The sequence below is a fragment of the Mucilaginibacter ximonensis genome, from assembly GCF_042686265.1.
Classification (GTDB): Bacteria; Bacteroidota; Bacteroidia; order Sphingobacteriales; family Sphingobacteriaceae; genus Mucilaginibacter; species Mucilaginibacter ximonensis.
In genome coordinates this window covers 487,746-509,886 of the sequence record NZ_JBHUPD010000002.1, presented here as the reverse complement: position 1 = coordinate 509,886, position 22,141 = coordinate 487,746, and the positions used below count along the sequence as shown (strand labels likewise).

25 protein-coding genes and 1 pseudogene are annotated in these 22,141 nt (G+C 45.3%); 9 read left to right on the top strand and 17 right to left on the bottom strand.

The genetic code is table 11. The features are described from left to right. Positions 1-36: 36 nt before the first annotated feature. The 4 genes from ACFS5N_RS09785 (at position 37) to ACFS5N_RS09770 (ending at position 1,787) form a co-directional block, all read left to right on the top strand. Positions 37-612 carry a sigma-70 family RNA polymerase sigma factor gene (locus tag ACFS5N_RS09785; protein ID WP_377184800.1) on the top strand — a complete coding sequence of 192 codons (576 nt, stop codon included), beginning with the start codon at positions 37-39 and terminating at the stop codon, positions 610-612. A 1-nt stretch (position 613) separates the two neighbouring features. Beyond that, positions 614-886 carry a hypothetical protein gene (locus ACFS5N_RS09780; RefSeq protein ID WP_377184798.1) on the top strand — a complete coding sequence of 91 codons (273 nt, stop codon included), beginning with the start codon at positions 614-616 and terminating at the stop codon, positions 884-886. Positions 887-952: 66 nt separating this feature from the next. Further along, complete coding sequence (locus ACFS5N_RS09775; RefSeq protein WP_377184796.1) at positions 953-1,162, top strand: hypothetical protein; 210 nt, start codon at positions 953-955, stop codon at positions 1,160-1,162. Positions 1,163-1,208: 46 nt separating this feature from the next. Further along, the gene (locus ACFS5N_RS09770) at positions 1,209-1,787 is read left to right on the top strand and encodes a peroxiredoxin-like family protein (RefSeq protein ID WP_377184793.1); all 579 of its coding nucleotides are present in this window, start codon (positions 1,209-1,211) and stop codon (positions 1,785-1,787) included. Between the two features lie 158 nt (positions 1,788-1,945). Here ACFS5N_RS09770 and ACFS5N_RS09765 read toward each other — a convergent pair. The 6 genes and pseudogenes from ACFS5N_RS09765 to ACFS5N_RS09740 form a co-directional block, all read right to left on the bottom strand. Next, a pseudogene (locus ACFS5N_RS09765) lies at positions 1,946-2,438 on the bottom strand (ATP-binding cassette domain-containing protein); the annotation flags it as partial. Further along, positions 2,435-3,106, bottom strand: a complete 672-nt coding sequence (gene modB, locus ACFS5N_RS09760) for a molybdate ABC transporter permease subunit (protein ID WP_377184787.1) — start codon at positions 3,104-3,106, stop codon at positions 2,435-2,437. The gene modB and the pseudogene ACFS5N_RS09765, both read right to left, overlap by 4 nt. A gap of 15 nt (positions 3,107-3,121) precedes the next feature. After that, positions 3,122-3,901, bottom strand: coding sequence for a molybdate ABC transporter substrate-binding protein (gene modA, locus ACFS5N_RS09755; RefSeq protein ID WP_377184784.1), 780 nt, complete (start codon positions 3,899-3,901; stop codon positions 3,122-3,124). A gap of 155 nt (positions 3,902-4,056) precedes the next feature. Beyond that, a complete protein-coding gene (locus ACFS5N_RS09750) occupies positions 4,057-5,118 on the bottom strand; it encodes a DUF6515 family protein (protein ID WP_377184781.1) in 1,062 nt (353 codons plus the stop codon). A gap of 134 nt (positions 5,119-5,252) precedes the next feature. Beyond that, positions 5,253-5,822: a thiamine pyrophosphokinase gene (locus tag ACFS5N_RS09745; RefSeq protein WP_377184778.1), complete on the bottom strand. Its 570-nt coding sequence runs from the start codon at positions 5,820-5,822 to the stop codon at positions 5,253-5,255. A 49-nt stretch (positions 5,823-5,871) separates the two neighbouring features. Further along, positions 5,872-6,945, bottom strand: coding sequence for a metallophosphoesterase (locus ACFS5N_RS09740; RefSeq protein WP_377184776.1), 1,074 nt, complete (start codon positions 6,943-6,945; stop codon positions 5,872-5,874). A gap of 411 nt (positions 6,946-7,356) precedes the next feature. Between ACFS5N_RS09740 and ACFS5N_RS09735 the strand changes: the two genes are divergently transcribed. Then, positions 7,357-8,427 carry a PA0069 family radical SAM protein gene (locus ACFS5N_RS09735; RefSeq protein WP_377184773.1) on the top strand — a complete coding sequence of 357 codons (1,071 nt, stop codon included), beginning with the start codon at positions 7,357-7,359 and terminating at the stop codon, positions 8,425-8,427. Positions 8,428-8,517: 90 nt separating this feature from the next. Here ACFS5N_RS09735 and ACFS5N_RS09730 read toward each other — a convergent pair whose 3' ends face one another. From ACFS5N_RS09730 to ACFS5N_RS09705, 6 genes are all read right to left on the bottom strand, one after another. After that, positions 8,518-8,916, bottom strand: a complete 399-nt coding sequence (locus ACFS5N_RS09730) for a ribosomal maturation YjgA family protein (protein WP_377184770.1) — start codon at positions 8,914-8,916, stop codon at positions 8,518-8,520. Positions 8,917-9,009: 93 nt separating this feature from the next. Beyond that, entirely contained in the window at positions 9,010-9,759 is a 750-nt protein-coding gene (locus tag ACFS5N_RS09725) for a zinc ribbon domain-containing protein (protein ID WP_377184768.1), read from the bottom strand. A gap of 189 nt (positions 9,760-9,948) precedes the next feature. Next, positions 9,949-11,046 (bottom strand): Nif3-like dinuclear metal center hexameric protein, encoded by a 1,098-nt coding sequence (locus tag ACFS5N_RS09720; protein ID WP_377184765.1) that lies wholly within the window; start codon positions 11,044-11,046, stop codon positions 9,949-9,951. A 169-nt stretch (positions 11,047-11,215) separates the two neighbouring features. Then, the gene (locus ACFS5N_RS09715) at positions 11,216-11,581 is read right to left on the bottom strand and encodes a TM2 domain-containing protein (protein WP_377184763.1); all 366 of its coding nucleotides are present in this window, start codon (positions 11,579-11,581) and stop codon (positions 11,216-11,218) included. A gap of 189 nt (positions 11,582-11,770) precedes the next feature. Further along, positions 11,771-12,073, bottom strand: coding sequence for a DUF2752 domain-containing protein (locus tag ACFS5N_RS09710; protein WP_377184760.1), 303 nt, complete (start codon positions 12,071-12,073; stop codon positions 11,771-11,773). Further along, positions 12,066-12,476: a DUF4199 domain-containing protein gene (locus ACFS5N_RS09705; protein ID WP_377184757.1), complete on the bottom strand. Its 411-nt coding sequence runs from the start codon at positions 12,474-12,476 to the stop codon at positions 12,066-12,068. Before ACFS5N_RS09705 ends, ACFS5N_RS09710 begins: the two co-directional genes overlap by 8 nt. Positions 12,477-12,644: 168 nt before the next feature. Between ACFS5N_RS09705 and ACFS5N_RS09700 the strand changes: the two genes are divergently transcribed. Further along, the gene (locus ACFS5N_RS09700; RefSeq protein ID WP_377184754.1) at positions 12,645-13,310 is read left to right on the top strand and encodes a tetratricopeptide repeat protein; all 666 of its coding nucleotides are present in this window, start codon (positions 12,645-12,647) and stop codon (positions 13,308-13,310) included. 46 nt (positions 13,311-13,356) lie between these two features. Next, entirely contained in the window at positions 13,357-16,710 is a 3,354-nt protein-coding gene (mfd, locus tag ACFS5N_RS09695) for a transcription-repair coupling factor (protein ID WP_377184751.1), read from the top strand. 122 nt (positions 16,711-16,832) lie between these two features. On the opposite strand, the gene ACFS5N_RS09690 is transcribed toward mfd, so the two are convergent. Continuing rightward, on the bottom strand, positions 16,833-17,165 hold the full coding sequence (locus tag ACFS5N_RS09690; RefSeq protein ID WP_377184748.1) for a GIY-YIG nuclease family protein: 333 nt from the start codon (positions 17,163-17,165) through the stop codon (positions 16,833-16,835). 121 nt (positions 17,166-17,286) lie between these two features. Beyond that, a complete protein-coding gene (hpt, locus tag ACFS5N_RS09685) occupies positions 17,287-17,826 on the bottom strand; it encodes a hypoxanthine phosphoribosyltransferase (protein ID WP_377184745.1) in 540 nt (179 codons plus the stop codon). 122 nt (positions 17,827-17,948) lie between these two features. Here hpt and ACFS5N_RS09680 point away from each other — a divergent pair, with 122 nt between their 5' ends. Both ACFS5N_RS09680 and def read left to right on the top strand, forming a co-directional pair. Continuing rightward, positions 17,949-19,184, top strand: coding sequence for a M16 family metallopeptidase (locus ACFS5N_RS09680; RefSeq protein WP_377184742.1), 1,236 nt, complete (start codon positions 17,949-17,951; stop codon positions 19,182-19,184). Between the two features lie 121 nt (positions 19,185-19,305). Beyond that, on the top strand, positions 19,306-19,878 hold the full coding sequence (gene def, locus ACFS5N_RS09675; protein WP_377184740.1) for a peptide deformylase: 573 nt from the start codon (positions 19,306-19,308) through the stop codon (positions 19,876-19,878). A gap of 106 nt (positions 19,879-19,984) precedes the next feature. Here def and ACFS5N_RS09670 read toward each other — a convergent pair whose 3' ends face one another. The 3 genes from ACFS5N_RS09670 to ACFS5N_RS09660 all read right to left on the bottom strand — a co-directional run bounded on the left by ACFS5N_RS09670 (position 19,985) and on the right by ACFS5N_RS09660 (position 22,119). After that, positions 19,985-20,617: a hypothetical protein gene (locus ACFS5N_RS09670; protein WP_377184737.1), complete on the bottom strand. Its 633-nt coding sequence runs from the start codon at positions 20,615-20,617 to the stop codon at positions 19,985-19,987. 109 nt (positions 20,618-20,726) lie between these two features. Continuing rightward, positions 20,727-21,005, bottom strand: coding sequence for a NifU family protein (locus ACFS5N_RS09665; protein ID WP_377184735.1), 279 nt, complete (start codon positions 21,003-21,005; stop codon positions 20,727-20,729). Between the two features lie 25 nt (positions 21,006-21,030). Further along, positions 21,031-22,119 carry an Mrp/NBP35 family ATP-binding protein gene (locus ACFS5N_RS09660; protein ID WP_377184732.1) on the bottom strand — a complete coding sequence of 363 codons (1,089 nt, stop codon included), beginning with the start codon at positions 22,117-22,119 and terminating at the stop codon, positions 21,031-21,033. Positions 22,120-22,141: the final 22 nt, after the last annotated feature.

Here is a 22,141-nt window from a genome sequence, read left to right as displayed (position 1 = left end):
TTTGTGTTTGTTTACGACTAACAGGTGTTTACAACAATGTCAAATCAAGTATTAGTTCCTCATACCCTTAACCCCCATGCGTGGGTTAATAACCATGCCGACTATCTCTATGCCTACGCGTTGGGCCGCATTAATGATGCCGACGAAGCGCGCGACCTGGTGCAGGAGGTTTTTTTAGCCGCGCTTGAAAAAGCTGAGCGTTTTGAAGGCCGTAGCACAGAGCGCACCTGGTTGACAGCTATTCTGAAAAATAAGATCATCGATATTTATCGCAAACGTTCGTCGGGGCTAAGGAAGCCTGAAAAAACAGAGGATAAGGATTACGAGGATTTTTTTCACGAAGACGGGCACTGGCGGGAGGAACATTGGCCTAAAGCCTGGGGCGTTGAAGATCACGATCCGCTGCATAACAAGGAGTTTAACCAGGTGCTTCACCAATGTATGCAGAAGCTACCGGCACTTTGGCTTGCTGTTTTTACTATGAAGCATATGGAAGATGAGTCGTCAGAGAATATATGCGAGCGATTAAAGGTAACGTCCGCTAATTTCTGGGTGATTATTCATAGGGCTAAATTGAACCTGAGGGCTTGCCTTCAAAAAAACTGGATATAAGATGGGACCGATAAAGAAAATTCAATATAACTGCCGCAAAGCCACATTGCTGATAGAAAAAAAACTGATAAGTAGCTTAAGTTTTCGCGAAAAGGTAGAGCTGCGTATCCATTTGGCCGGCTGTTCGGTTTGCCGCACTTTTGAACATCAAAGCGGTATTATCAATAAAATGGTAAAGCAAATGATCCATAGTGGCCATGAGCCCGTTAAGCTTGATGATGACTTTAAACAGGATCTTCAGCACCGCATTGAAGAAGAATTAAATAAAAATTGATTGTATCTGTAAGGTTTGGTTTTGGTATACGACAAATCCCACAAAAACATATTAAAACCAATCAAGATGAAAACAATTTCAAGAACCCTGATCGCCGCGGCGATATTAGCAACACTTTCTTTTAATCTGCAAGCTGCTACCGTTAAACCGTCAATGGTTGATACCGGCAAAATGTCAAAAATGGACAAAAAGATGGATAAGAAAATGAGCAAAAAAATGGCGCCGAAAAAAATGGCCAAAGACACCGGCAAAATGAAAAAGATGTCAAAAATGTAATCACGTCGTTCGTCCGTTATTATGATTTTTGGAAACCCCAAACCGAATGAAAAAACTATTAATATTAACCTTTTTTATATTTAGCTCGGCAACATTATTTGCGCAGGCCGGATTAAAAAAAGGCGAACAAGCACCATCGTTCACAGCTGTGGACAATAATGGCAAAGAGCTGAATTTAAAAGCTTTGTTGAAAAAGTACAAAGCCGTGGTGCTGCTTTTTTATCGCGGACAATGGTGCCCTTACTGTAACAAGCATTTACAACAATTGCAAGACTCTTTACAAACGCTTACCGGTAAAGGGGCTTATGTAATTGGCGTTACGCCTGAAACGGGTGAGAACATCAACAAAACCGTAGCTAAAACACACGCGTCTTTCTCTATAATTCAGGATAAGGATTATAAGATCATGAAAGCGTATGATGTGAACTATGTGTTAGATGCCAATACGGTGACGGCCTACAAAAAGTACGGTATTGATCTGGATCAGAACAATGGCAACACCGACCATATGCTACCTGTGCCGGCTACCTATGTGATAGACAAAAGCGGCAAACTGGTTTTTGTACATTTCGACAAAGATTACCGAAATCGTGCTTCTGTAAAAAGTATTGCAGAGGCCATCTAAACAAACAAGCGCCCCGGCTACCCCGGGGCGCTTTTATTCGATGTACAATTCACCATCCGTCAAACCATCCAGCTCTTGCGGGTTGTGGCTTACAATAAGTACAGTCGCGCCTAGTTCTTTAAACAAGGGTTTCAATTGGCCTATCAATTCTGTTTTCATATGCAGATCAAGTGCCGAAAAGGGTTCATCCATCAATATCAACTTCGGTTTAATAGCCAATGCGCGCAAAATAGCCAGGCGTTGCTGCTGTCCGCCTGATAAATGGATCGGTTTATGATCTGTTAACGTATCCAGTTTTCCCAGCTTTAATAACCGGTTTATCCAGGCCCGATCTTTTGTAGCGTAAGCCAGATGTTCAGCAACTGTCATGTTCGGAAACAGTGCATAATCCTGAAACACAAAGCCCGGCATACGTTTTTGTGGAGTAAGGTTGATTTCCGCCGATGTGTCCAACCAAACCAATCCATCAACAGTAATTTTACCCTGTTCGGGCGTTATTAAGCCTGCAATGATTTTCAGGAATGTGGTTTTGCCGGCACCCGATGGCCCGTGTATTTTGGTGATGCTGCCGGTATCAAACCCATCCGCAATTTTGAGCACATGCTGCCCCTTGTAAACTTTGAGCTTTTTCTCTATCGCTACGCTGATCATTCCAGGGGAGATTTAGCCTGATATTTATTAAATACAAATACGCTCATCACCATTCCAAATGTGATGGCAAACAATATCAGCGAGTAGTTATTAGCGGATGCATAATCCATCTGTTCAACCGAATCATAAACGGCTATAGACGCAACGCGGGTAACATTGGGGATATTGCCACCAATCATCAGCACCACACCAAATTCGCCAAGGGTATGGGCAAAAGTTAAAACAGCTGCGGTAATTAACGATGGTTTGATATTGGGCACCAGGACGCTTTTAAAAGTTTCCCAGCGCGATTTTCCTAGCGTGTATGAAGCTTGACCCAACGAAGCCGGTAGTTGCTGCAGGGCTGATTTAATGGGGCCAACCATAAAAGGCATACTATAAATAAATGACGCCAGCACCAACCCCTTAAATGAAAATACAAACTGGATATCAAACGCATCATGCAGCCATTTGCCCAGCCCATGCTGCGGACTAAAAGCCAGCAGCAAATAAAAACCAAGGACTGATGGCGGCAAAACCAGCGGCATGGTGATCAATCCCTCAATAATAGTTTTGAAAAACGCCCGCCCTGTTGACAGCCACCACGCCAAAGGTAGCCCGACAAGAAACAACAACGATGTGGTTATTGTTGCCAGTTTAAGCGTAAGCCAAATTGGGGACAGGTCCATCAATAATGGGTTGGTTTAAAAGCGATAGCCATATTGCTTAAATATCTTTTTAGCATCAGGGCCCAAAAGGTAATTATAAAACTTTTCGGCTTGGGCGTTTGCTGCTGCCCGTTTCAATATTACCACACCTTGTTTTATCGGCGCATATTCTTTCGGGTCAATGATTTTCCAGTATAAAAGGGTTTTATTAGCCGGATCTTTCACCAGCGCCTGGCTGGTAAAACCCACATCTACCACCCCCGTGCTAACGTATGTGTTTACCTGCGATATGCTTTCGCCCCAAACCATTTTGCTATGCACGTTGTCCAGAATGCCTTTTTTCTGCAAAACCTCGCTGGCTGCAGCGCCATATGGAGCTACAGCCGGATTTGCTATCGCGATTTTTTGGATACGGGGAGTAAGCAAGGTACGTTCCCAGTTTTCAAAGCCTATGTTTTTGGTACTGCAGATAATCAGGCTGCCATAGGCATAAACAACCGGGGCTTTTGTTGCAAAGCCATCTTTATATAAAGACTCAGGGAAGCGCATATCTGCCGATAAAAAAATATCATATGGTGCACCGTTTTTAATTTGCGCCACCAGTTTGCCTGATGAACCAACAATGGGCTCGATATCAATACCGGTACGCTGCTTAAAATCTTTTTGCAGTACGGTAATCACCGATTGCAAATTGGCAGCCGCGGCCACCTTTAGCGCCTGCGCAAACGATGCGGCGCAAAGCAACAGATTAAAGAATATGGTCAGGGCTAAAAGTTTGATATTTCGGGCAAAAATGTTTCTTAAATCCATTTTCATGAGCTTGTGGTGTAAAGATAAAACGATTTATCAGAAACAATAGTGCCACAAGTCGGGTACTTTGAGGCTGCCTGCTATAGCTGCAGAAATGTTAGCCAACAAAAAGGGCGAAAGTTTAATAAACCCTCGCCCTAATTTTATATATAGTCTGCTTTTTAATTTCCGGGTTGATCTTCAGGCGTACCCACAATTTTAAATACTTTATCGCCATTGGTGTCTACGGCATCCTGGAAGTAATAACCTTCCTGCGACTCATAATATTTCTGGCCGTTCAAACGAATGATACGGCAACCCTGAGGCAGGCTGTCCACCAGGTCGCCCACCTGCGGAAGATCGTCTTGCGAACCCGCGCTGCCTCCGTCATCAACATTCAGTTCGCCATCTTTACCGGCAATCTGGTAAACCAGGGTACCGTCGTCGCGGGTTACCGGCTGATAATAAACGCCGTTCAGCTCATAGTACTGCATGCCGTTTATAACTATTGATTGCGCATTTGTCGGTAATTTTTCAATCGTTGCACCAATAGGTGGCTCAACTACGGTGTAGTTGTTGTCGTCCATTTGGCGGTAGTACAAGCCATCGCTGTAATAGTACTGGTATGGGCCAAAATAAAACGGATAATAGTTGCGTGGCAAAATACTGATGCTAAAACCTAAACGTGGTGTATAATAAGTTCGGTAATAACCCTGGTTGCGATAGTAAAAACCACGCGGAGCCGGCGAAACATAGTTTCGGCCAAAACGTAAACCGGGATAACTGCGATAACCATTTCTGTAAGTGTTACCGTAACCACGAGGCGCATAAGGACGCGATGAACCTAAAGTAGGATAACGCCGCGGACCTTGCCCCGGTTGGCTAAACTCTGGCATCGTCTGGTGTTGCGCACCACGCGGCTGGCTTGCTGTTGGAGCCGAATTTGGGCGCTGGCCGCCATACGCGTTAGTTTGCGCGCCGCGCTGCATTTGGGGCGGCGGCGTACTGCGCTGAACCTGTTGCTGCGGTTGCGGATTACTGCGTTGCACTTGCGGTTGTGACGGTTGTGGAGCCGGACGCGAAGGCGCTGGAGGAGGAGTAGAGCCGCCACCACTGTTGCCGCCGGATGAACTGCCGCCCGTGCTGTGTTCGCCACCGCGTTGTGCATAAGCTGGAATGCTAAGACCTGCGCCTAACAGCGAGATCAAACTAATTCCGATTAGGTTTTTATATATCTTTTTCATGTCTCAAGTGGTATTGTACCTGTGTTGGTTTGTTTATCTTGTTAGACTGCTAAATGTACAAACGGTTTAATCAGTTTATTATAACGTTTAGCAGTAGCTTCAAGTATAATTAATATTACTTTAAGCGGGTGCTTTTACAGGCTTTCAGCTATAAATAAAAGTTTATTGTCAAAAGTAAGGCTAAAAAAGCCATCGGCCGCAGTCTTAAAAATATTTTGGTCGGTTTTTACCAGGCCTTTTGTTTCCAGGTTTTCAGGGTTCGATATGATCTCAATGATATCGCCGGCCGGCTTCCACTTGCTGAAACCCGATTCAATGCCATATATTTTTTTTTGACGGCAAAAAACCACCAGCGTAATATTTTGCATATATGGCAGATAATCATCAAGCACAAACTCGGCAGTTACTATGTTAACTGCCGGATAATTCTTGTCAACCAAATAGTCAAATGCAGCAACGCTTGCTGGCTTGCCATTGCTTTTAAGATATCTGATATCTGACTGTATATCGGCTGCTGCATCATCGCCCACAATCCAGTCTATCTTGATACCGAAAGCATTGAGCTGCTCGGCCACGAGCGGAGTAGTAAAAACGGTTGGGCTCCATTCTAATAACTGGCCCAATTGCTCATCGTCAAAGCCATTTAAGCTTAACAGCAACAAAGCTGGTTCCTGTTTTTCTCTGACGATATGGTGCGATGACATAAAATATTTTTTATGGGGTCGAAATTACATAATCGTCCGGCTAAAAAGATCAGCCTAACTTCAAATCTTTAAGCCGGGCTTCTTCGAGAACCAGCCTTATGCTCTTTTTTTGGTGATATTCCCATTTAATAAGGCGGATACACTCATCAGAAATTTCTATGCCGGTTATATCGCCATCGTCAAAACAACAACACCCACTGTTAAAATAGGTATCCAGATAACCCTTAAAATCTGGCTGCGAGGTTTTTAGATGCAGCCTGTCAATGCGTGCCTGTATGGCCCCGGCTTCTTTGCCTTTTGCGTTCTCCAGCTTTTCGTAAAGGATTTCAAGCTCTGTTAATGATCGAAACACCGGCTGGTGCGTGTGCCCGGTTATCAGCAAAGTGTTTTTGCGCCCGGCGCTCCATTCATACATAATGCGGTTATGGTCAGTCTTTAAGGTGTCGTTATTTGCAGGCGTATTAGGGTTAATGCACAGGTAAGCCTGAAACGGCGCCCAGATATCGCTCACAAACCATTTGCTGAACCAGTTGCCGTCGCTCTGCAAATCTCCCTGGTGGCCATGGGTCATGTAAATAGCCAGTTTTTGGTCACCAATGGTTGTTTGCAATATTGCTCCCTCATAAACCTTAAGCTGTTGACCATAAATCTGCGCCAGGCTTACCATGGCCAAGGGGTCATTGTCCCAATACAGGTCGTGGTTGCCAAAAATTTTAATGAAAGCTTCACGATCCAGAAAGCGTCTTTCAGCTTCGAAGGTGCGTTTGTTGTGCTTTTTTACGGTGAGAAACAGGTTTTCCCAAAGCTCCTCGCTATCGCCCAGATTAATGTAGAAGAAATTTCGTTTGTTGTAATAATCCAGCGCTGCCAGATAATTATTGGCCGCTTTGGCGAAAATGTCCGAACCATCACGAGCGCCTTTGTGCTGGTCTGAAAGGATGATAAAGCGATCTTTCGCCGCGTCAAATTCAATAATCCGCCCGCGCTTGCCCGGGTTTTGAGTAATGTTTTTATAGAGAGCTGAAAGCGCTTTATCAACCCGCTGTTTATTTGGCCTTGACGACCATTTATTGGCGAGCGCAATTACTGGTTTAGTAAGCAGGCGTTGCAAAAATTTGCGCATGCTTAATTAACAGCGGCAAGGTGGTTTTGTGTGGGATGGATGATGAGTTTTAAAAATGGCGCGGCGAGGACTCACCCCCGACATCGCTACGCTCGTCGACCCTCTCTTCGCCTTTGGCGGAAAGCGGGTTGGTTTCAAGAAGCAATGGGCTTGTGCGATTCCCTCCCCTGGGGAGGGTAGGGAGGGGTTTCTACGCCATGCTTAACGGCGAAACCCCTCCCCGCCATTGCGCTCATGGCCCGCCGCACCCCTCCCAAGGGAGGGAGCTTTGCCTGTCATAACCCTCTTTGCGCAGTAGACAGGGTGGTCCATCCGTCAGCTGGCGAAGTAGACCGGGTGGGTCCTCAACCGTTGTGCAAAATGAATGCCTACACCCCTTGACTTTTGCTAAAAATATTAGCAAATTTGCGTATGAGTCATCAGGAAAATCCGGGGTTTTTTAAGGGAAGAGGAGCGCAGGTAAATACCGACAACAAATTCCTGCAGCGTAAATATGTATTAGATCACATTGAAGGGCTTGACGAGCCGCTGCTTGAAAATACTACGACGCAACTGTTTATTGAAACACCAAAAAAGATTGTCAGCGAGTCAAACAGCCCCGATCTGAGCCATATGTATTCCATTAACCCTTACCAGGGTTGCGAGCATGGTTGTATTTACTGTTACGCGCGCAACTCGCACGAATACTATGGCTTTAGCGCCGGACTGGATTTCGAGCGCAAGATCATCGTTAAAGAAAACGCAGCCGAACTGCTCGAGAAGTATTTCAATAAAAAGAACTATCAGCCGGTTGCCATTCTGTTATCGGGCAACACCGATTGTTATCAGCCCATTGAGCGTAAGCTCAAAATAACCCGCAGCCTTCTGGAAGTATTTTTGAAATACCGTAACCCGGTGAGCATCATCACCAAAAACAATGTAATATTACGTGACATGGATATCATCAGCGAGTTGGCTAAGTTGAACCTGGTTCATGTAAACGTGTCCATTACCTCGCTAAATGAGTCGCTGCGGCAAAAGCTTGAACCACGCACAGTAACAGCAAGCGGCAGGTTAGGCGTGATCCAGCGGATGTCTGAAAATGGTGTACCGGTGCGGGTAATGGCTGCGCCGATCATCCCCGGATTAAACAGCAATGAAATCCCGGATATTATCAAAGCTGCAGCAGATCGTGGTGCCCTGTCTGCGGGATTTACCATTGTGCGGCTAAACGGCAGCATAGGCGAGATATTTACCGACTGGGTGTACAAAGCCTTTCCCGACCGGGCAGAAAAGGTACTAAACATGATCAGGCAGGTACATGGCGGCAATTTAAATGACAGCCAGTTCGGCCGCCGTATGAGCGGCGAAGGGCAGATAGCACAATCTATTCATCAATTATACCGCATGGCCTGCAACCGTTTTTTGGCCGACAGAGATATGCCGCCGCATGACTATAGTTTGTTTACGCCAAGAAATGGTAAGCAGACGAGTTTGTTTTGAAAGTTTCCGCTACATCTCCCGCGGTAGGGGATTTTGATATTAGCATATATAAGTCCTCCCTACCGGGGAGGATTTAGGTGGGGCTGATAATTAAGCCACCTCCGGATACATGGTTGTAACCAGTTTACGCAGCGAAAGCTCAACCAATACACCCAAACCTACACCAATAGTGTAGCTGGCAATATCGCCCCAGTTAAAGGTTTCGCCCAGCATTACTTTGCCAAAAAAGGTTTGGCGCAGGTTGTCAATCCAAGGTGCATGGTAAAGCTGACTAAACTCTGTAGCCCAGGTATAAATAATACTGGCAATAACAGTAAATGGTAGTGGCTTTTGAATGAAAAGGAGCTTAATCAGCAAAAAAACCGCCAGGCCCCAAAGGATATCGCCAACAAACAACGGGACAACAGAGGGCGATTGTTCGCGGGAGATCAATCCGGCAATGGCCGTAACAATAAGGATAAATAAATAAATTAACCTGGCTTTAAGCATGGCTAAATATAGCAGAGATTTAAAGAAGTTTAAAGAAGCAGGCATAAAAAAAGCGCTTTCAGAGCGCTTTTTTTATATCGTATGCCTAATAAATTAAGCGTGTGCAGTCTCTGCTTCTAAAGCCATTTGCTCATCGATCAGGATACGGCCGCAATGCTCGCAAACAATAATTTTTTTGCGCTGACGGATATCAGACTGACGCTGAGGCGGGATCTGGTTAAAACAACCTGAACAAGAATCGCGTTGGATAGTTACTACAGCTAAACCGTTTTTAGCGTTTTTACGCAGGCGGGTGTAGGCAACCAATAAACGCTCGTCAATATTTTTAACAGCAGCATCAGCCAGAGCAACCAACTCATTCTCATCTTTTTCGGTCTCGGCAGTGATGGTATCCAGCTCTTCTTTTTTAGCATCCAAATCGCTTTTGCGACCATCAAGATCTGCAACTGCTTTTTCATAAACCTGGGTTTTTGATGCGATCTCGAAACCAAATTCACGAATTTTTTTCTCGCTTACCTGTATATCCAAACCTTGAATCTCAATCTCTTTTGAGATAGCATCGTATTCGCGGTTGTTTTTTACTTCGTTTAGTTGCGCTTCGTATTTTTTTATGTTGGCCTGAGCGTCTTTGATCAGGTTTTTACGGGTAACAATGTCATCCTCCAGATCATCAAGCTCGCTTTTAATTTTTTGTATACGAGTTTCTAAACCGGCAACATCGTCTTCTAAGTCGGCAACCTCCATAGGTAGCTCGCCTCTTACTTGTCTGATTCTGTCAATTTTAGTGTGGATGGTTTGTAGGTCGTATAACGCTTTAAGCTTTTGTTCTACGGTTTGTTCCATTATGTGAGGGATTTATACTGTTTGTTTTTTTAATAAACGGATGGCAAAGATACAAAAAAATTAAAATATTTTATAATGCAAATGTAATTTGCTGTTTTACAGACCCCTCTTAATCTCTCCAAAGGGGAGAGACCAGCAAGGAGCGTTTTAAAGCCCTCTCCGCCAGCTGGCGGAAGGGTTGGGAGGGGGTCACATAAAATACTTCACCGGATTTGTATTCACACTCGTCAATCGCAAAGGCAAATCAGCGAAACGCTTACGAATCATATCATGAAGCAATTGCTGGGTAAACTGCTCACTTTCAAAGTGTCCGATGTCAGCAATGATGATCTTGCCATCGGCATCAAAAAACTCGTGGTATTTATAGTCGGCAGTAATAAAAATATCAGCCCCGGCGCCAATAGCATGCTTAAGCAGGAACCCGCCCGAGCCACCGCATACAGCTACCTTTTTGATAGGCTTACCGGTAAGCGCGGTATGACGTATCACCTGTGCATGCATTTTTTCTTTAAGGTGATATAAAAACTCTTCGGCATCCATAGGCTGTTCAAGCTCACCCACCATGCCAGAGCCTACTTGCTGGTGCTGGTTGGTAAGTGCGTACAGATCGTAAGCAACTTCCTCGTACGGGTGCGCCAGCATGAGCGCCATTAATATTTTACTTTCCAGGTTTGCCGTATAAACGGTTTCAATGCGGGTTTCACGCTCGGTGTGACGCACGCCGGGTTCACCAACGTAGGGGTCGCTGTCTTCGTTGCCTTTAAAGGTGCCGGTACCATCGGTATTAAAACTGCATTCGCTGTAATTACCTATGTTGCCCGCCCCTGCATGGAAAAGCGCATTACGCACCTGGTCAACATGGCTTATAGGCACATAAGTAACCAGTTTTTTAAGGATGCCGTGTTTAGGAGATAAGATGCGCGGGTTTTCTAAACCCAAAATTTCGCAGATACGGGCATTTACGCCCGGCAACACGCTATCCAGGTTGGTATGAATGGCGAACAGCGCAATATTATGTTTAATTGCTTTTTCGACAACACGCTCTACGTAAGTTTTGCCGTTAAAGCGCTTCAAGCCCTTAAAAACTATAGGATGATGCGATATAATAACCTGGCAATTAGTCGCAATTGCTTCGTCCACCACCGCCTCAATACAATCCAGCGAGATCAATACCTGGTGAATTTCCTGATCAGGGTGGCCCACGATAAGGCCCGCGTTATCATAATCTTCCTGATAAGCAAGGGGGGCAATGGTTTCGAGGTAAGCGGTAAGTTGCGATAGTTTCATGATAAATGATTACACCGATTTTTTTAAGTGTGTTACACTGATAGTTTGATGATGCCGATGTGCTATAAAAGTAACCAAAACCCCTAAACGCGCAAAGACGCAAATGTCTTTTGCGTCTCCACTCTCGTAATATATGATAGATCGGGGCGACTTAGCCCCTACGTAAGGCTTAGTAGCTAAACTTTACAATGTTAAAGCACTCGAACGCCATTTTCTGATTGTATTCTAAAGTAAGGCGTTTGTAGCCAACCAGGTCGACAATGGTACCGATCAGGCACAGTCCGCCGGTAAAGAAATATAACAGCCCCATGCCTATCTGGCCCAGCATAAAGCGTTGTACACCGGCCACGCAGCCAAAACCAAGCAGGGTGTAAATCAACACTTCTTGCGGTGTACGGCGTTTGCTGGCGTACATCATAAAGAAATGTTTCTTTTGCTCATCGTTTAAACCGGCGTTGCCTTGTTGTAACATGCTTAACTCTTCGGCAGTGATACCTGAAAGGGTCATATAAGGGTTTGTGTTTTGGAAGTCCATGACGTTTAGTTTTTAGTGATTGCTTATTGTTTATGATCCAAAACTAATATACAATACAAAACCAGCCTACACAAAACAGGCCGGAAACCTCAACAACTCGGTAAGCTGTGGAAATATGGCGGTGAATGCCCCCCTCTAAATCTCCCCCGGAAGGGGAGACTTATTAGTGACTCGTATTTACCTGTGATGTTATAAGAAAGTCTCCCCTTCCGGGGGAGATTTAGAGGGGGCCGATAGTGTTATTATCCTATACCCAATAATCACCAGCGCCGGCACCCCAAACCAATGCGCATGCCAGGAGTTAGCAATGTTGCCATGTAACAGCCACGATATAGCATGACCAATGCCGCAGCCCGGGCACCACGTTATGCCCATTAGCTTTAACGGACATAACGTGTAATGCGACTCCAGGGAAGGATCGGCTACTGCCAGCGCTATGAGGGCAGCGACCCAGAAAATAAGTTCGAAGTTTTTCTTTAAGAAGTTAATCAATTTTGTTCGACTTGTTGGCCCATACCAAAGATACACCTAAGGCAGATAATAAACCAACTAATAAAGCGCCAAACATGCGGCCCGAGAAAGCCATAAAGTTGCCGCCATTGGGTTGTATATAATTGATATACGCAATCGCCACAAATACGGCTAATATGCCGCCAAACAATAATATTTTGAAACTTTGTATCAACGCTTCTAAAAAGCCCATCTGGCCTTTACATTCGTTATCGCGGTAACTTTTTATACCCAGTAATAAACCAATAACGGGTATTAAAATAGATAAGTACTCAAAGGGGGCGGTTTTATCGTTATAAGTATCATAACCCAGGGCGTGGGTAATAAATAGCCAGGCTGCGCTTAGCAAGCCAATTACAAAACCCCATATTAATGCATTTTTCATCTTATTAAGTATTAGGTTACAAGTTGTGCGTTTAATTTAAATACCGTTGTCAGGTTGTTTAAACTATCATAAAAAGTAGTGAGAGCTTGATTTTGTTTTGCTCTCGCGATTTTTTTAATATAAATCGCATCGAAATAAAACGCTCATTTATATAAATTAGGCATCAATATGAAAAGACTTTTAGTACTGTTTTGGTTGTCCCTGCCACTATGCTTAATGGCGCAGAGCGATAGCACCGATAATAAAGCGCATGAAACAGCATCAAGCCAGGCAGACGAGTATACCTACCTTATCAGGGCGAATGATAATATTGAAAAAGGCGACCTTAAATCGGCCGGTATCAATATAGAAAAGGCATTCGCCATAAACCCAAACAGCGCCGACGCGCATAATACCCGCGGCCTGTTGGAAACGCACTTGCACCTTTACAAGGGGGCATTAGCAGATTTTTCGGAGGCCATTAAACTGCAAGGCCCCAAAGGCGGCCCTAACCTTTGGAAGGCTTATAACAACCGGGGTTACTGCCAGAGCCAGCTGCACGACTATGCCGGTGCTTATGCCGATTACGAAAAAGCCCTGTCGTTTAACCCCAACAGTGCAATGGCTAATTTAAATATGGGCAACCTCAATATTGATCTGAAGCACTATAATAAAGCTATCCTTTATTATACCAACGCCCTTGTGGCCGACGAGAAATTTGGCAAAGCCTACAATAACCGCGGACTGGCCAAATATCTCACTGGCGATAAAAAAGGCGGCTGTGCCGATTTGAATAAAGCTTTGCAATTGGGTTATGCCGAAGCCAAACAAAACCTTATTAACTATTGTAAATAAGATGGCGTTTAAATAAAACCGCCTTTTTAGCTATCTTTGCACCGTTTTGAACATCCGTGATATATTAGACAGATATAAAGCTGATGACAGGATAAAGGCGCTTGCTACCGCACTCAATGCGTCTAAAAATCCGAGAGTACAGCTTCGTGGTTTGGTTGGATCTGGCGATGCAACCGTGGCGATAGCTTTGTACTTTTTGCAGCATAAGCACATGGTTTTTGTGCTCCCTGAGCGTGAAGAGGCCGGCTATTTCCAGGCCGACCTGGAAAACCTGACCGGTAAAGAGGTGCTGCTTTTCCCATCGTCATACCGTAAACCTTTTGAGTTTACCCAGCCCGACAGCAGCAATGTTTTGGCCCGTGCAGAGGTTTTGAACGAACTGAACCACTCTACTGAGTTTGGGCAGCTTATCGTAACGTACCCCGAGGCTCTGGCCGAAAAGGTGATCGACCGAGCATCGCTGGAAAAAAACACGCTAGAAATATCAGTAGGTAATAAACTAAGCATTGATTTTATCAACGAGTTTCTGGTGGATTATGATTTTGAGCGCGTCGATTTTGTGTATGAGCCAGGACAGTTTTCTATCCGCGGCGGCATTGTCGATATTTTCTCATTTTCGCATGATTTGCCTTACCGCGTTGAGTTTTTTGGCGACATTATCGAATCCATCCGAACGTTTGAGATCGAGAGCCAGCTATCGGTCGAGCAGGTTAAGAGCATCACCATTGTACCCAATGTACAATCTAAATTCCTGACTGAAAACAATATCTCGTTACTCGAATATATCGACGCTGATACCCAGGTATGGATCAAAGACGTACAGTTTACTTTCGATGTCATTCAAACCGGTTTCAAAAAAGCTACGCAATTGTGGAACGCGCTATCTGCCGAGGATAAAAACAAAAACCCGGAGTGGATTGATCCCAAATTTGGTTTTACTGACGAAAAACTGATTGCCGACCAGCTGCATGATTTTGCCGTTGTTGAATTTGGTAAACAGTTTTTTTATACGGCCGGCCACGCCATCAGCTTTGATATGCGCCCGCAGCCTTCGTTCAATAAAGACTTTACGCTGCTTATCCACAACTTTAAAAATAACGAAGCCGATAAGATCGAGAATTTTATTCTCACAGATTCGGCCCGTCAGGTTGAGCGGCTTTATGCTATTCTGGACGACCTGGATAAATCGGTGAAATTTACGCCGATCAATATCTCCATCCGCGAAGGTTTTATTGACCGTGAGCAGCAATTGGCTTGTTATACCGATCACCAGATATTTGATCGTTACTATAAATACAAACTGAAAAAAGGTTACCAGCGCTCGCAGGCTATCACGCTAAAAGAATTGCGTGAGCTTAAGCCCGGCGATTTTGTAACCCATATAGACCACGGCATAGGCAAATATGCCGGTTTGGAAAAAGTAGAGGTTGCAGGCAAACAGCAGGAGATGATCCGCCTGATTTATGCGGATAACGATTTGTTGTATGTCAACATCAACTCGCTTAACCGCATCTCCAAATACAGCGGCAAAGAGGGTACCGTACCCAAAATGAACAAGCTGGGTACCGATGCCTGGGACAAGCTCAAAAAAACCACAAAAAAAAAAGTTAAAGACATAGCCCGCGATCTGATTAAGCTTTATGCTTTGCGTAAGGCGCAGGAGGGTAATGCTTTTTCTCCGGATAGTTATTTACAGACCGAGTTAGAGGCTTCATTCATTTATGAAGATACTCCCGACCAGGAAAAAGCTACTGCCGACTTTAAACGCGACATGGAATCGCCGCACCCTATGGACCGCCTCATTTGCGGCGACGTGGGTTTTGGTAAAACCGAAGTGGCCGTTCGTGCGGCTTTCAAAGCCGTAGCCGACAGTAAACAAGTGGCCATCCTGGTGCCGACCACCATCCTGGCCGCGCAGCACTTCAAAACATTCAGCGACCGACTTAAGGGCTTCCCCTGCAATATAGATTACGTTAACCGTTTCAAATCGACCAAACAAATCAAGGATACTTTAGAGAAACTAAAGGAGGGTAAGGTAGATATTATCATTGGTACGCACCGCCTGGTAAGCAAGGACGTTAAGTTTAAGGACCTGGGCCTGATGATTATTGACGAGGAGCAGAAATTTGGCGTAAGCACCAAAGAGAAGCTGAAGCAAATGCGCGCCAATGTGGATACGCTTACGCTTACGGCTACGCCTATCCCACGTACGCTGCATTTCTCATTAATGGGCGCACGCGATTTGTCCATCATATCAACGCCGCCGCCAAACCGACAGCCGGTAGTTACCGAGCTGCATGTGTTTAACGATAAACTGATCAAAGAAGCAGTTAGCTACGAGATAGAGCGCGGCGGGCAGGTTTTCTTTATCCATAACCGGGTGCAGGATTTGCCGCAACTGGGCGGCATGATTCATAAACTGGTGCCGGGTGCCCGGGTGGGTATAGCCCATGGTCAGCTGGAAGGCGATGCTTTGGAAGACGTGATGCTGAAGTTTGTGAACCATGAGTATGATGTATTGGTGGCGACAACCATTATCGAGGCTGGTCTGGACATTCCGAATGCCAATACCATCATCATTAACCATGCCCACATGTTTGGCCTGAGCGATTTGCACCAGATGCGTGGTCGTGTTGGGCGTAGTAATAAAAAGGCATTTTGTTATCTGCTGAGTCCGCCGCTTTCAACGCTTACTAACGAGGCACGTAAACGCTTAAGCGCTATCGAAGAATTTAGCGACCTGGGCAGCGGTTTCAACGTCGCTATGCGCGATTTAGACATCCGCGGCAGCGGTAACCTGCTGGGCGCCGAGCAAAGTGGTTTTATAGCCGAGATAGGCTTTGAAATGTATCATAAGATTCTGGACGAAGCCATCCACGAGCTGAAAGACGAAGAATTTAAGGGCCTTTTCCCTGAGGACAAACCTCGCTCATACATCACCTTCACTCAGGTTGATACCGACCTGGAAATACTCATCCCGAATGAGTATGTAACCAGTTTGTCTGAACGTTATAACCTGTACTCCGAGCTGTCCAAGCTCGAAAACGAAGCCGAGCTGCAAGCTTTCCAGCAACAGCTGATAGACCGTTTTGGCCCGATACCAAAGCCCGTTGAAGATATGCTGAACACCATGCGCTTGCAATGGCTGGGTAAAGCTATCGGTTTCGAAAAGATCTCGCTGAAAAAAGGCGTACTGCGGGGCTACTTTATCGCTAACCAAAAATCGCCATATTTTGAGACGCAGCAGTTCCGCAATGTGCTCAACTACATGCAAGCCAACCCTCGCCGAACCAGTTTAAAAGAAGTGAAAAACACCTTGCGCCTTGGTATTGAGGATGTGCAGAGCATTGATGACGCGGTAGCGTTGTTGAGTGAGATGGTGGAGGAGCCAGTGGCATAGCTTACTCAAACAACTTTATCCCTTCATTTTCTGACCGCCTTGTCATCCTGAGCGTAGCGAAGGATCTTATGCGCGCGATAAGTAACGTAAGTCTGTCAGTTTGATAGAATCCTTCGCGATGCTCAGGATGACAAGGCGGTTAGTTTTGGCGGCCATTCCGTAATATCACCATTCAAAAATCGCCAGGTAGGATTATCTGATTCTATAAGTTTAATTTTCTTTTCGCGAAGCCATCCTTTTATCTCCTTTTCTCTTTCGATGGCATGCTCTATATATTGATGGCGTTCAAACCAAACTAAATAATAACATTTATATTTAGTAGTAAAGGTTGATTTTTGGTTGTTTCCAAAATAGTGTTCAGTTAAACGTCGCTCAATGTTATTTGTGACACCAACATACAATATTTTCTTACTGGTATTGGTTAGGATATATGTATAATAATTGTGCTGTTTCATTTATGATTTGTCATCCTGAGCATAGCGAAGGATCTTATGCGCGCGATATGTAACGCCAGCCTGTCAGTTTGATAAGATCCTTCGCGATGCTCAGGATGACAAGCGGAGAGAAGTGTGGGTACTACACCACCCTTTTATAAATCCCATTCAAATTCCTCCCCATCTCCATATAATCCAAACCGTAGCCCACAACAAACTCGTTAGGTATCTGGAAGGCTACATGTTTTAACTCTTCGACGGCATATTCAACCGCATCAGGTTTTAACAGCAGCGCACAAACGGTGATAGAAGCCGGTTTACGGTGATTTAGTTTGGCAACTAAGTAGTCGAGCGTATTGCCGGTGTCTACAATGTCCTCAACCAGGATGACATGGCGGTTGGTAATGTCGGTCATTAAGTCAAAGTCATCGCGGATGCGGCGGGTGCTGCTTACGCCGCCGTGGTAGGAGGATAGCTTGGTAAAAGCCACCTCGCAAGGTACGGTGATCTCTTTGAGCAAGTCGGCCATGAACATAAAGCAGCCGTTGAGCACCCCTACAAACACGGGAGCTTTGTCGGCGTAGTCTTTGTTTAAGTCGGCAGCAATTTCTTTAATACGGGCTTGAATGGCGTCGGCAGCAATAAGCGGCTCAAATGTTAAATCGGCAATTTTTATGTTCATGGTGAGGCTAAGATAATGTGATTGAATAACATCGCAAAGTAATAATCGTGCCCGTCCGCAATCTCGCTAAAACGCGGACAAGCCTGACAAAACGATTTTCCCTATCTTTATCCCCTCAAACAATGGAATATCAGCTTCATACCCTCGCTAACGGCATTCGGATAATGTATAAATATGCGCCCTCATCGGTGTCGCACGCCTGTATACTGATCAATGCCGGCTCACGCGATGAGCTGCCGGGTAAGGAGGGTTTGGCGCATTTTATTGAGCATTTGCTGTTTAAAGAAACCGAGCGCCGCAGCACCACGCAGATCCTGAATCGCCTGGAGCTGGTGGGCGCCGATCTGAATGCTTACACCACGAAAGAATATACCTGCATTCATGCATCTTTCCTGAACCCGTACCTGGAGCGTACTATTGATTTGTTTGAGGATATTGTTTTCCACTCGACATTCCCTGAGGATGAATTGGAAAAAGAGCGCGGCGTTATCCAGGATGAGATAGCCTCATACCTCGACCAGCCCGAAGAAGCTATTATGGACGATTTTGAGGAGCTGCTGTTCAAAGATCATCCGATAGGGAAAAATATCCTTGGTACCAACGAAACGGTGGAAAAAATGAGTCGCGATGACATGCAGCAATTCATCGCCGCAAATTATAATACCAACGAGATCATCTTCGCTGTTACAGGCGAGTATGATTTTAACAAGGTAAGCAAACTGGGCGAGAAATATTTTGGTGCTATTGCGGCTAACTATACCTCAAAACACCGCGTAACGCCCGGCGTTGCTACGGTTGGTAAGCACATCGTACACAAGCCCATCTCGCAAACGCATTGTGTTATTGGTAATACGGCATACGCTTCATCGCACAAAAACAAAACCGGGCTGCTGCTGCTTAACAACTTGCTGGGTGGCATGGGTATGAGCAACAGGTTAAACCTGGAGATCCGCGAGAAGCATGGCATTGCCTACACCATCGAATCAAACTACACCGCATTTACCGACACCGGCATATTTTCCATCTATTTTGGTACCGATACGGAGAAGGCCGACAAAGCCGCGCGACTGATACACAAAGAACTGAAAAAGCTGCGCGAGCAAAAGTTGGGCACCCTGCAATTGCACCAAAACAAGCAAAAGTTTATAGGCCAGATAGCCCTTGCCGAAGAAAACCGCATGAGCCTCATTATATCAATGGCTAAAAGTTTAGTCGATTTTAACCAGGTAGATACCTTGCCGCAACTGTTTGAGAAGATCAACAACGTTACAGCATCGCAATTGCTGGAGATAAGCAACGAAATATTTAACGAAAGCAAGATGATGACCCTGCTGTTTGAGCCGGGTGTCAGAGATTAGTTAATCAGAGCATAGTGATTGGTTGAACCTTGAATCTTTATACTTTGTCATTTATAATCGATATTATCGACTAAAAAACCAAGAGTTTTATCCCCCCAAAATAAAAGCGTATTTTTGCACCATGAAATTACCTATAGTAGCCTACGGCGATCCGGTTTTAAGACGCAAAGCAACAGCCATTGAACCTGCAGAATATCCGCACATTAAACAGCTGTGCGAGGACATGTTTGAAACCATGTATGCTGCGCGCGGTGTTGGCCTGGCTGCGCCGCAGGTAGGTTTATCTATGCGCTTATTTGTGATTGACGCCACCCCGTTTGATGACGACGAGCCGGAGCTAAAAGATTTCAAGAAAGTGTTTATCAATGCCTGCATTGAGGAAGAAAGCGGCGAGGAATGGACCTTTAACGAAGGCTGCCTGAGTATCCCCGATATCCGTGAAGATGTAAGCCGTAAAGCAACCATCAGGATATCCTACTACGACGAAAACTGGCATCACCACGAAGAAACCTTTTCTGGTATGGCTGCCCGTATTATACAGCACGAATACGACCATATTGAAGGTAAATTGTTTACCGATAAGCTGAGCCCCCTGCGCAAGCGCCTGCTGGAAAAACGCCTTAACGACATTTCAAGAGGCATTGTAAACGTGGATTATAAAATGAAATTCCCGGCCGTTAAAAAAGGACGCTAGTTGAGTCTGAAGTCTTGAATCGGGAGTTCTGAGTCTTTTTTATTTTTAAGAATAAAACTATGGCTCCGAGCTTAAGACTTTTTACTCAAGACGCTCTGCTCAGGACTTAATTAGAAGCATTAGATTTATCGCCGGCTGCTATATCCCTGATCAGGCTACCCCAGGCAAAAGGGTTTAGCAAAGGGTTGGTGATAGAATGTGAGTTCACAATATTGTTATGCATTTCCTGCGCATTCACGCTTTCATAAACCGTATGCGGGTAGTAGGCGCCCGCCTCTTTAATAGCTTTCGGATTTAAGTTTTTACGGATGATCTCATAATCGTCGTCAGCAATTTTCATCGCCAGGAAATCTTTCCTAAACTCGTCAGTAGTGGCCCAGGGGAATACCCTTACAGCAGGCAGGTTAACAATTTGCGGTTTAAGCGATACGGTAGTTACCATACTGCGGTTGTTTATATTGGCCGGTACCACCACAGTCACCGGGAAATAACCAACGCTGGTAAACTGCAGGGTGTCGCGCTCGTGCGCAACAAATGAAAAATATCCCTGGTAATCGCTCACAAAGAGCTGTTGGCCGGTGCTCACATTTTTTATACTTACGTACGGAACAATAACCACCTTTTTAGTACTGTCGGCATTGCGGGTAATACCACTGTACTGCACCAGCGGCCGCTCGGTTTGCTGCGCAAAAACCGATGCGGTGCATAATAGCAATAGTAAGCTAAAAAGGTATTTCATGGTGCCGTTTTATTCTATAATTACCTTGAACGGATAAAAATAGTTTTTAGTTTTTAAACCCGGTAGTATTGCCGTTACGCAAAGGGCGTATTTAACAATACTTAACAAATTAACGCATGTTTTCAGGCAAAACAGCGTTTGGGTCGTCCATATCGGTTAAGTTAACGGCCTCAACGGCAGTAATCTCTGGCACGGCTTTTTGTATAGCGCCTTCAATGCCTGCTTTAAGGGTCATGATACTCATGGGGCATGAGCCGCACGAGCCCAGTAACTTTAACTTAACCACATTATCGGGTGTAATCTCCTCTACCGATACATTGCCGCCGTCTGTTTCCAGGTAGGGGCGTATGCTATCTAACGCTGCTTCAACCCTTTCTAATAAACTCATTTTTATAGATTTATAAGTAAAGTTATTAATTATTTATAACATTTCCAGATAATACCTGCGCATTGTTGATAGACACCTGCTGCGCCACCCGGTTAGCCATTTCGGTAAAAGCATTAACCATCAGCTCGTGCTCGTCGCTCAATACAATAGGTTTACCCGCATCCCCGCTATCGCTTATACCTTTAATCAGCGGAATTTCGCCCAGGAAAGGTACCTCCAGCTGTTCGGCCAGTTTTTTGCCACCGCCCTGGCCAAAAATATAATACTTGTTTTCAGGCAGCTCGGCCGGGGTAAAGTAGGCCATGTTCTCCACAATGCCCAGCAATGGCACATTAATGCTTTCCATCAAAAACATACCGATACCTTTTTTAGCATCAGCCAGCGCTACGGCCTGCGGGGTGGTTACAATAACCGCACCCGTAACCGGGAACGTTTGAGTAATGGTGATATGGATATCGCCGGTACCCGGTGGCAGGTCGACTACCAGATAGTCAAGCTCGCCCCAGTCGGCATCATTAAATAGCTGCTTAACGGCGGTCGACACCATTGGTCCGCGCCATGGCACGGGCTGATTCGGGTCGGTAAAGAAACCTATCGACAGCAGCTTGATACCATATTTCTCAATAGGTTCGATACGTGTTTTGCCGTCAACCTGGCTGGCTGCCGGGCGGGCGCCTTCCAGCCCGAACATAATCGGGATGCTTGGTCCGTAAATATCGGCATCAATCAAACCCACCTTAGCGCCGCTTTTGGCCAGCCCCAAAGCCAGGTTAACCGACACCGTGCTTTTGCCCACACCGCCTTTGCCTGAGGCTACCGCTATAATGTTTTTTACCCCCGGCACGCCGGTATTTTTCTGCGTGGTAACGCGCGAGGTCATGTTGATAGACACCTCAATATCCTTGCTGATAAAATGGCCGATAGCATTGCGGCAGGCATTTTCAATCAAAGCCTTCAGGGGGCAGGCCGGCGTTGTCAGGATAACCGAAAAGCTGAGCTTGTTGCCCTCAATTGCAATATCCTGAATCATGTTCAAAGTCACCAGGTCCTTTTTCAGATCGGGCTCCTCAACATTGCTCAGTGCCTGCAGTACTTGTTCTTTAGTAAAAGTCATAACGTTACGTTGAGCAAAATTA

Coding starts and splice junctions, on each gene's coding strand:
- ACFS5N_RS09730 (WP_377184770.1), bottom strand. CDS start 8,916: ATGCTTAAAGCCAGGTTAATTTATTTATTTATCCTTATTGTTACGGCC.
- ACFS5N_RS09725 (WP_377184768.1), bottom strand. CDS start 9,759: ATGGAACAAACCGTAGAACAAAAGCTTAAAGCGTTATACGACCTACAA.
- ACFS5N_RS09750 (WP_377184781.1), bottom strand. CDS start 5,118: ATGAAAAAGATATATAAAAACCTAATCGGAATTAGTTTGATCTCGCTG.
- hpt (WP_377184745.1), bottom strand. CDS start 17,826: ATGAACATAAAAATTGCCGATTTAACATTTGAGCCGCTTATTGCTGCC.
- ACFS5N_RS09700 (WP_377184754.1), top strand. CDS start 12,645: ATGAAAAGACTTTTAGTACTGTTTTGGTTGTCCCTGCCACTATGCTTA.
- ACFS5N_RS09745 (WP_377184778.1), bottom strand. CDS start 5,822: ATGTCATCGCACCATATCGTCAGAGAAAAACAGGAACCAGCTTTGTTG.
- ACFS5N_RS09735 (WP_377184773.1), top strand. CDS start 7,357: ATGAGTCATCAGGAAAATCCGGGGTTTTTTAAGGGAAGAGGAGCGCAG.
- ACFS5N_RS09705 (WP_377184757.1), bottom strand. CDS start 12,476: ATGAAAAATGCATTAATATGGGGTTTTGTAATTGGCTTGCTAAGCGCA.
- ACFS5N_RS09775 (WP_377184796.1), top strand. CDS start 953: ATGAAAACAATTTCAAGAACCCTGATCGCCGCGGCGATATTAGCAACA.
- ACFS5N_RS09690 (WP_377184748.1), bottom strand. CDS start 17,165: ATGAAACAGCACAATTATTATACATATATCCTAACCAATACCAGTAAG.
- ACFS5N_RS09660 (WP_377184732.1), bottom strand. CDS start 22,119: ATGACTTTTACTAAAGAACAAGTACTGCAGGCACTGAGCAATGTTGAG.
- modB (WP_377184787.1), bottom strand. CDS start 3,106: ATGGACCTGTCCCCAATTTGGCTTACGCTTAAACTGGCAACAATAACC.
- ACFS5N_RS09680 (WP_377184742.1), top strand. CDS start 17,949: ATGGAATATCAGCTTCATACCCTCGCTAACGGCATTCGGATAATGTAT.
- ACFS5N_RS09770 (WP_377184793.1), top strand. CDS start 1,209: ATGAAAAAACTATTAATATTAACCTTTTTTATATTTAGCTCGGCAACA.
- def (WP_377184740.1), top strand. CDS start 19,306: ATGAAATTACCTATAGTAGCCTACGGCGATCCGGTTTTAAGACGCAAA.
- ACFS5N_RS09720 (WP_377184765.1), bottom strand. CDS start 11,046: ATGAAACTATCGCAACTTACCGCTTACCTCGAAACCATTGCCCCCCTT.
- ACFS5N_RS09665 (WP_377184735.1), bottom strand. CDS start 21,005: ATGAGTTTATTAGAAAGGGTTGAAGCAGCGTTAGATAGCATACGCCCC.
- ACFS5N_RS09740 (WP_377184776.1), bottom strand. CDS start 6,945: ATGCGCAAATTTTTGCAACGCCTGCTTACTAAACCAGTAATTGCGCTC.
- ACFS5N_RS09780 (WP_377184798.1), top strand. CDS start 614: ATGGGACCGATAAAGAAAATTCAATATAACTGCCGCAAAGCCACATTG.
- modA (WP_377184784.1), bottom strand. CDS start 3,901: ATGAAAATGGATTTAAGAAACATTTTTGCCCGAAATATCAAACTTTTA.
- ACFS5N_RS09715 (WP_377184763.1), bottom strand. CDS start 11,581: ATGGACTTCCAAAACACAAACCCTTATATGACCCTTTCAGGTATCACT.
- ACFS5N_RS09670 (WP_377184737.1), bottom strand. CDS start 20,617: ATGAAATACCTTTTTAGCTTACTATTGCTATTATGCACCGCATCGGTT.
- ACFS5N_RS09785 (WP_377184800.1), top strand. CDS start 37: ATGTCAAATCAAGTATTAGTTCCTCATACCCTTAACCCCCATGCGTGG.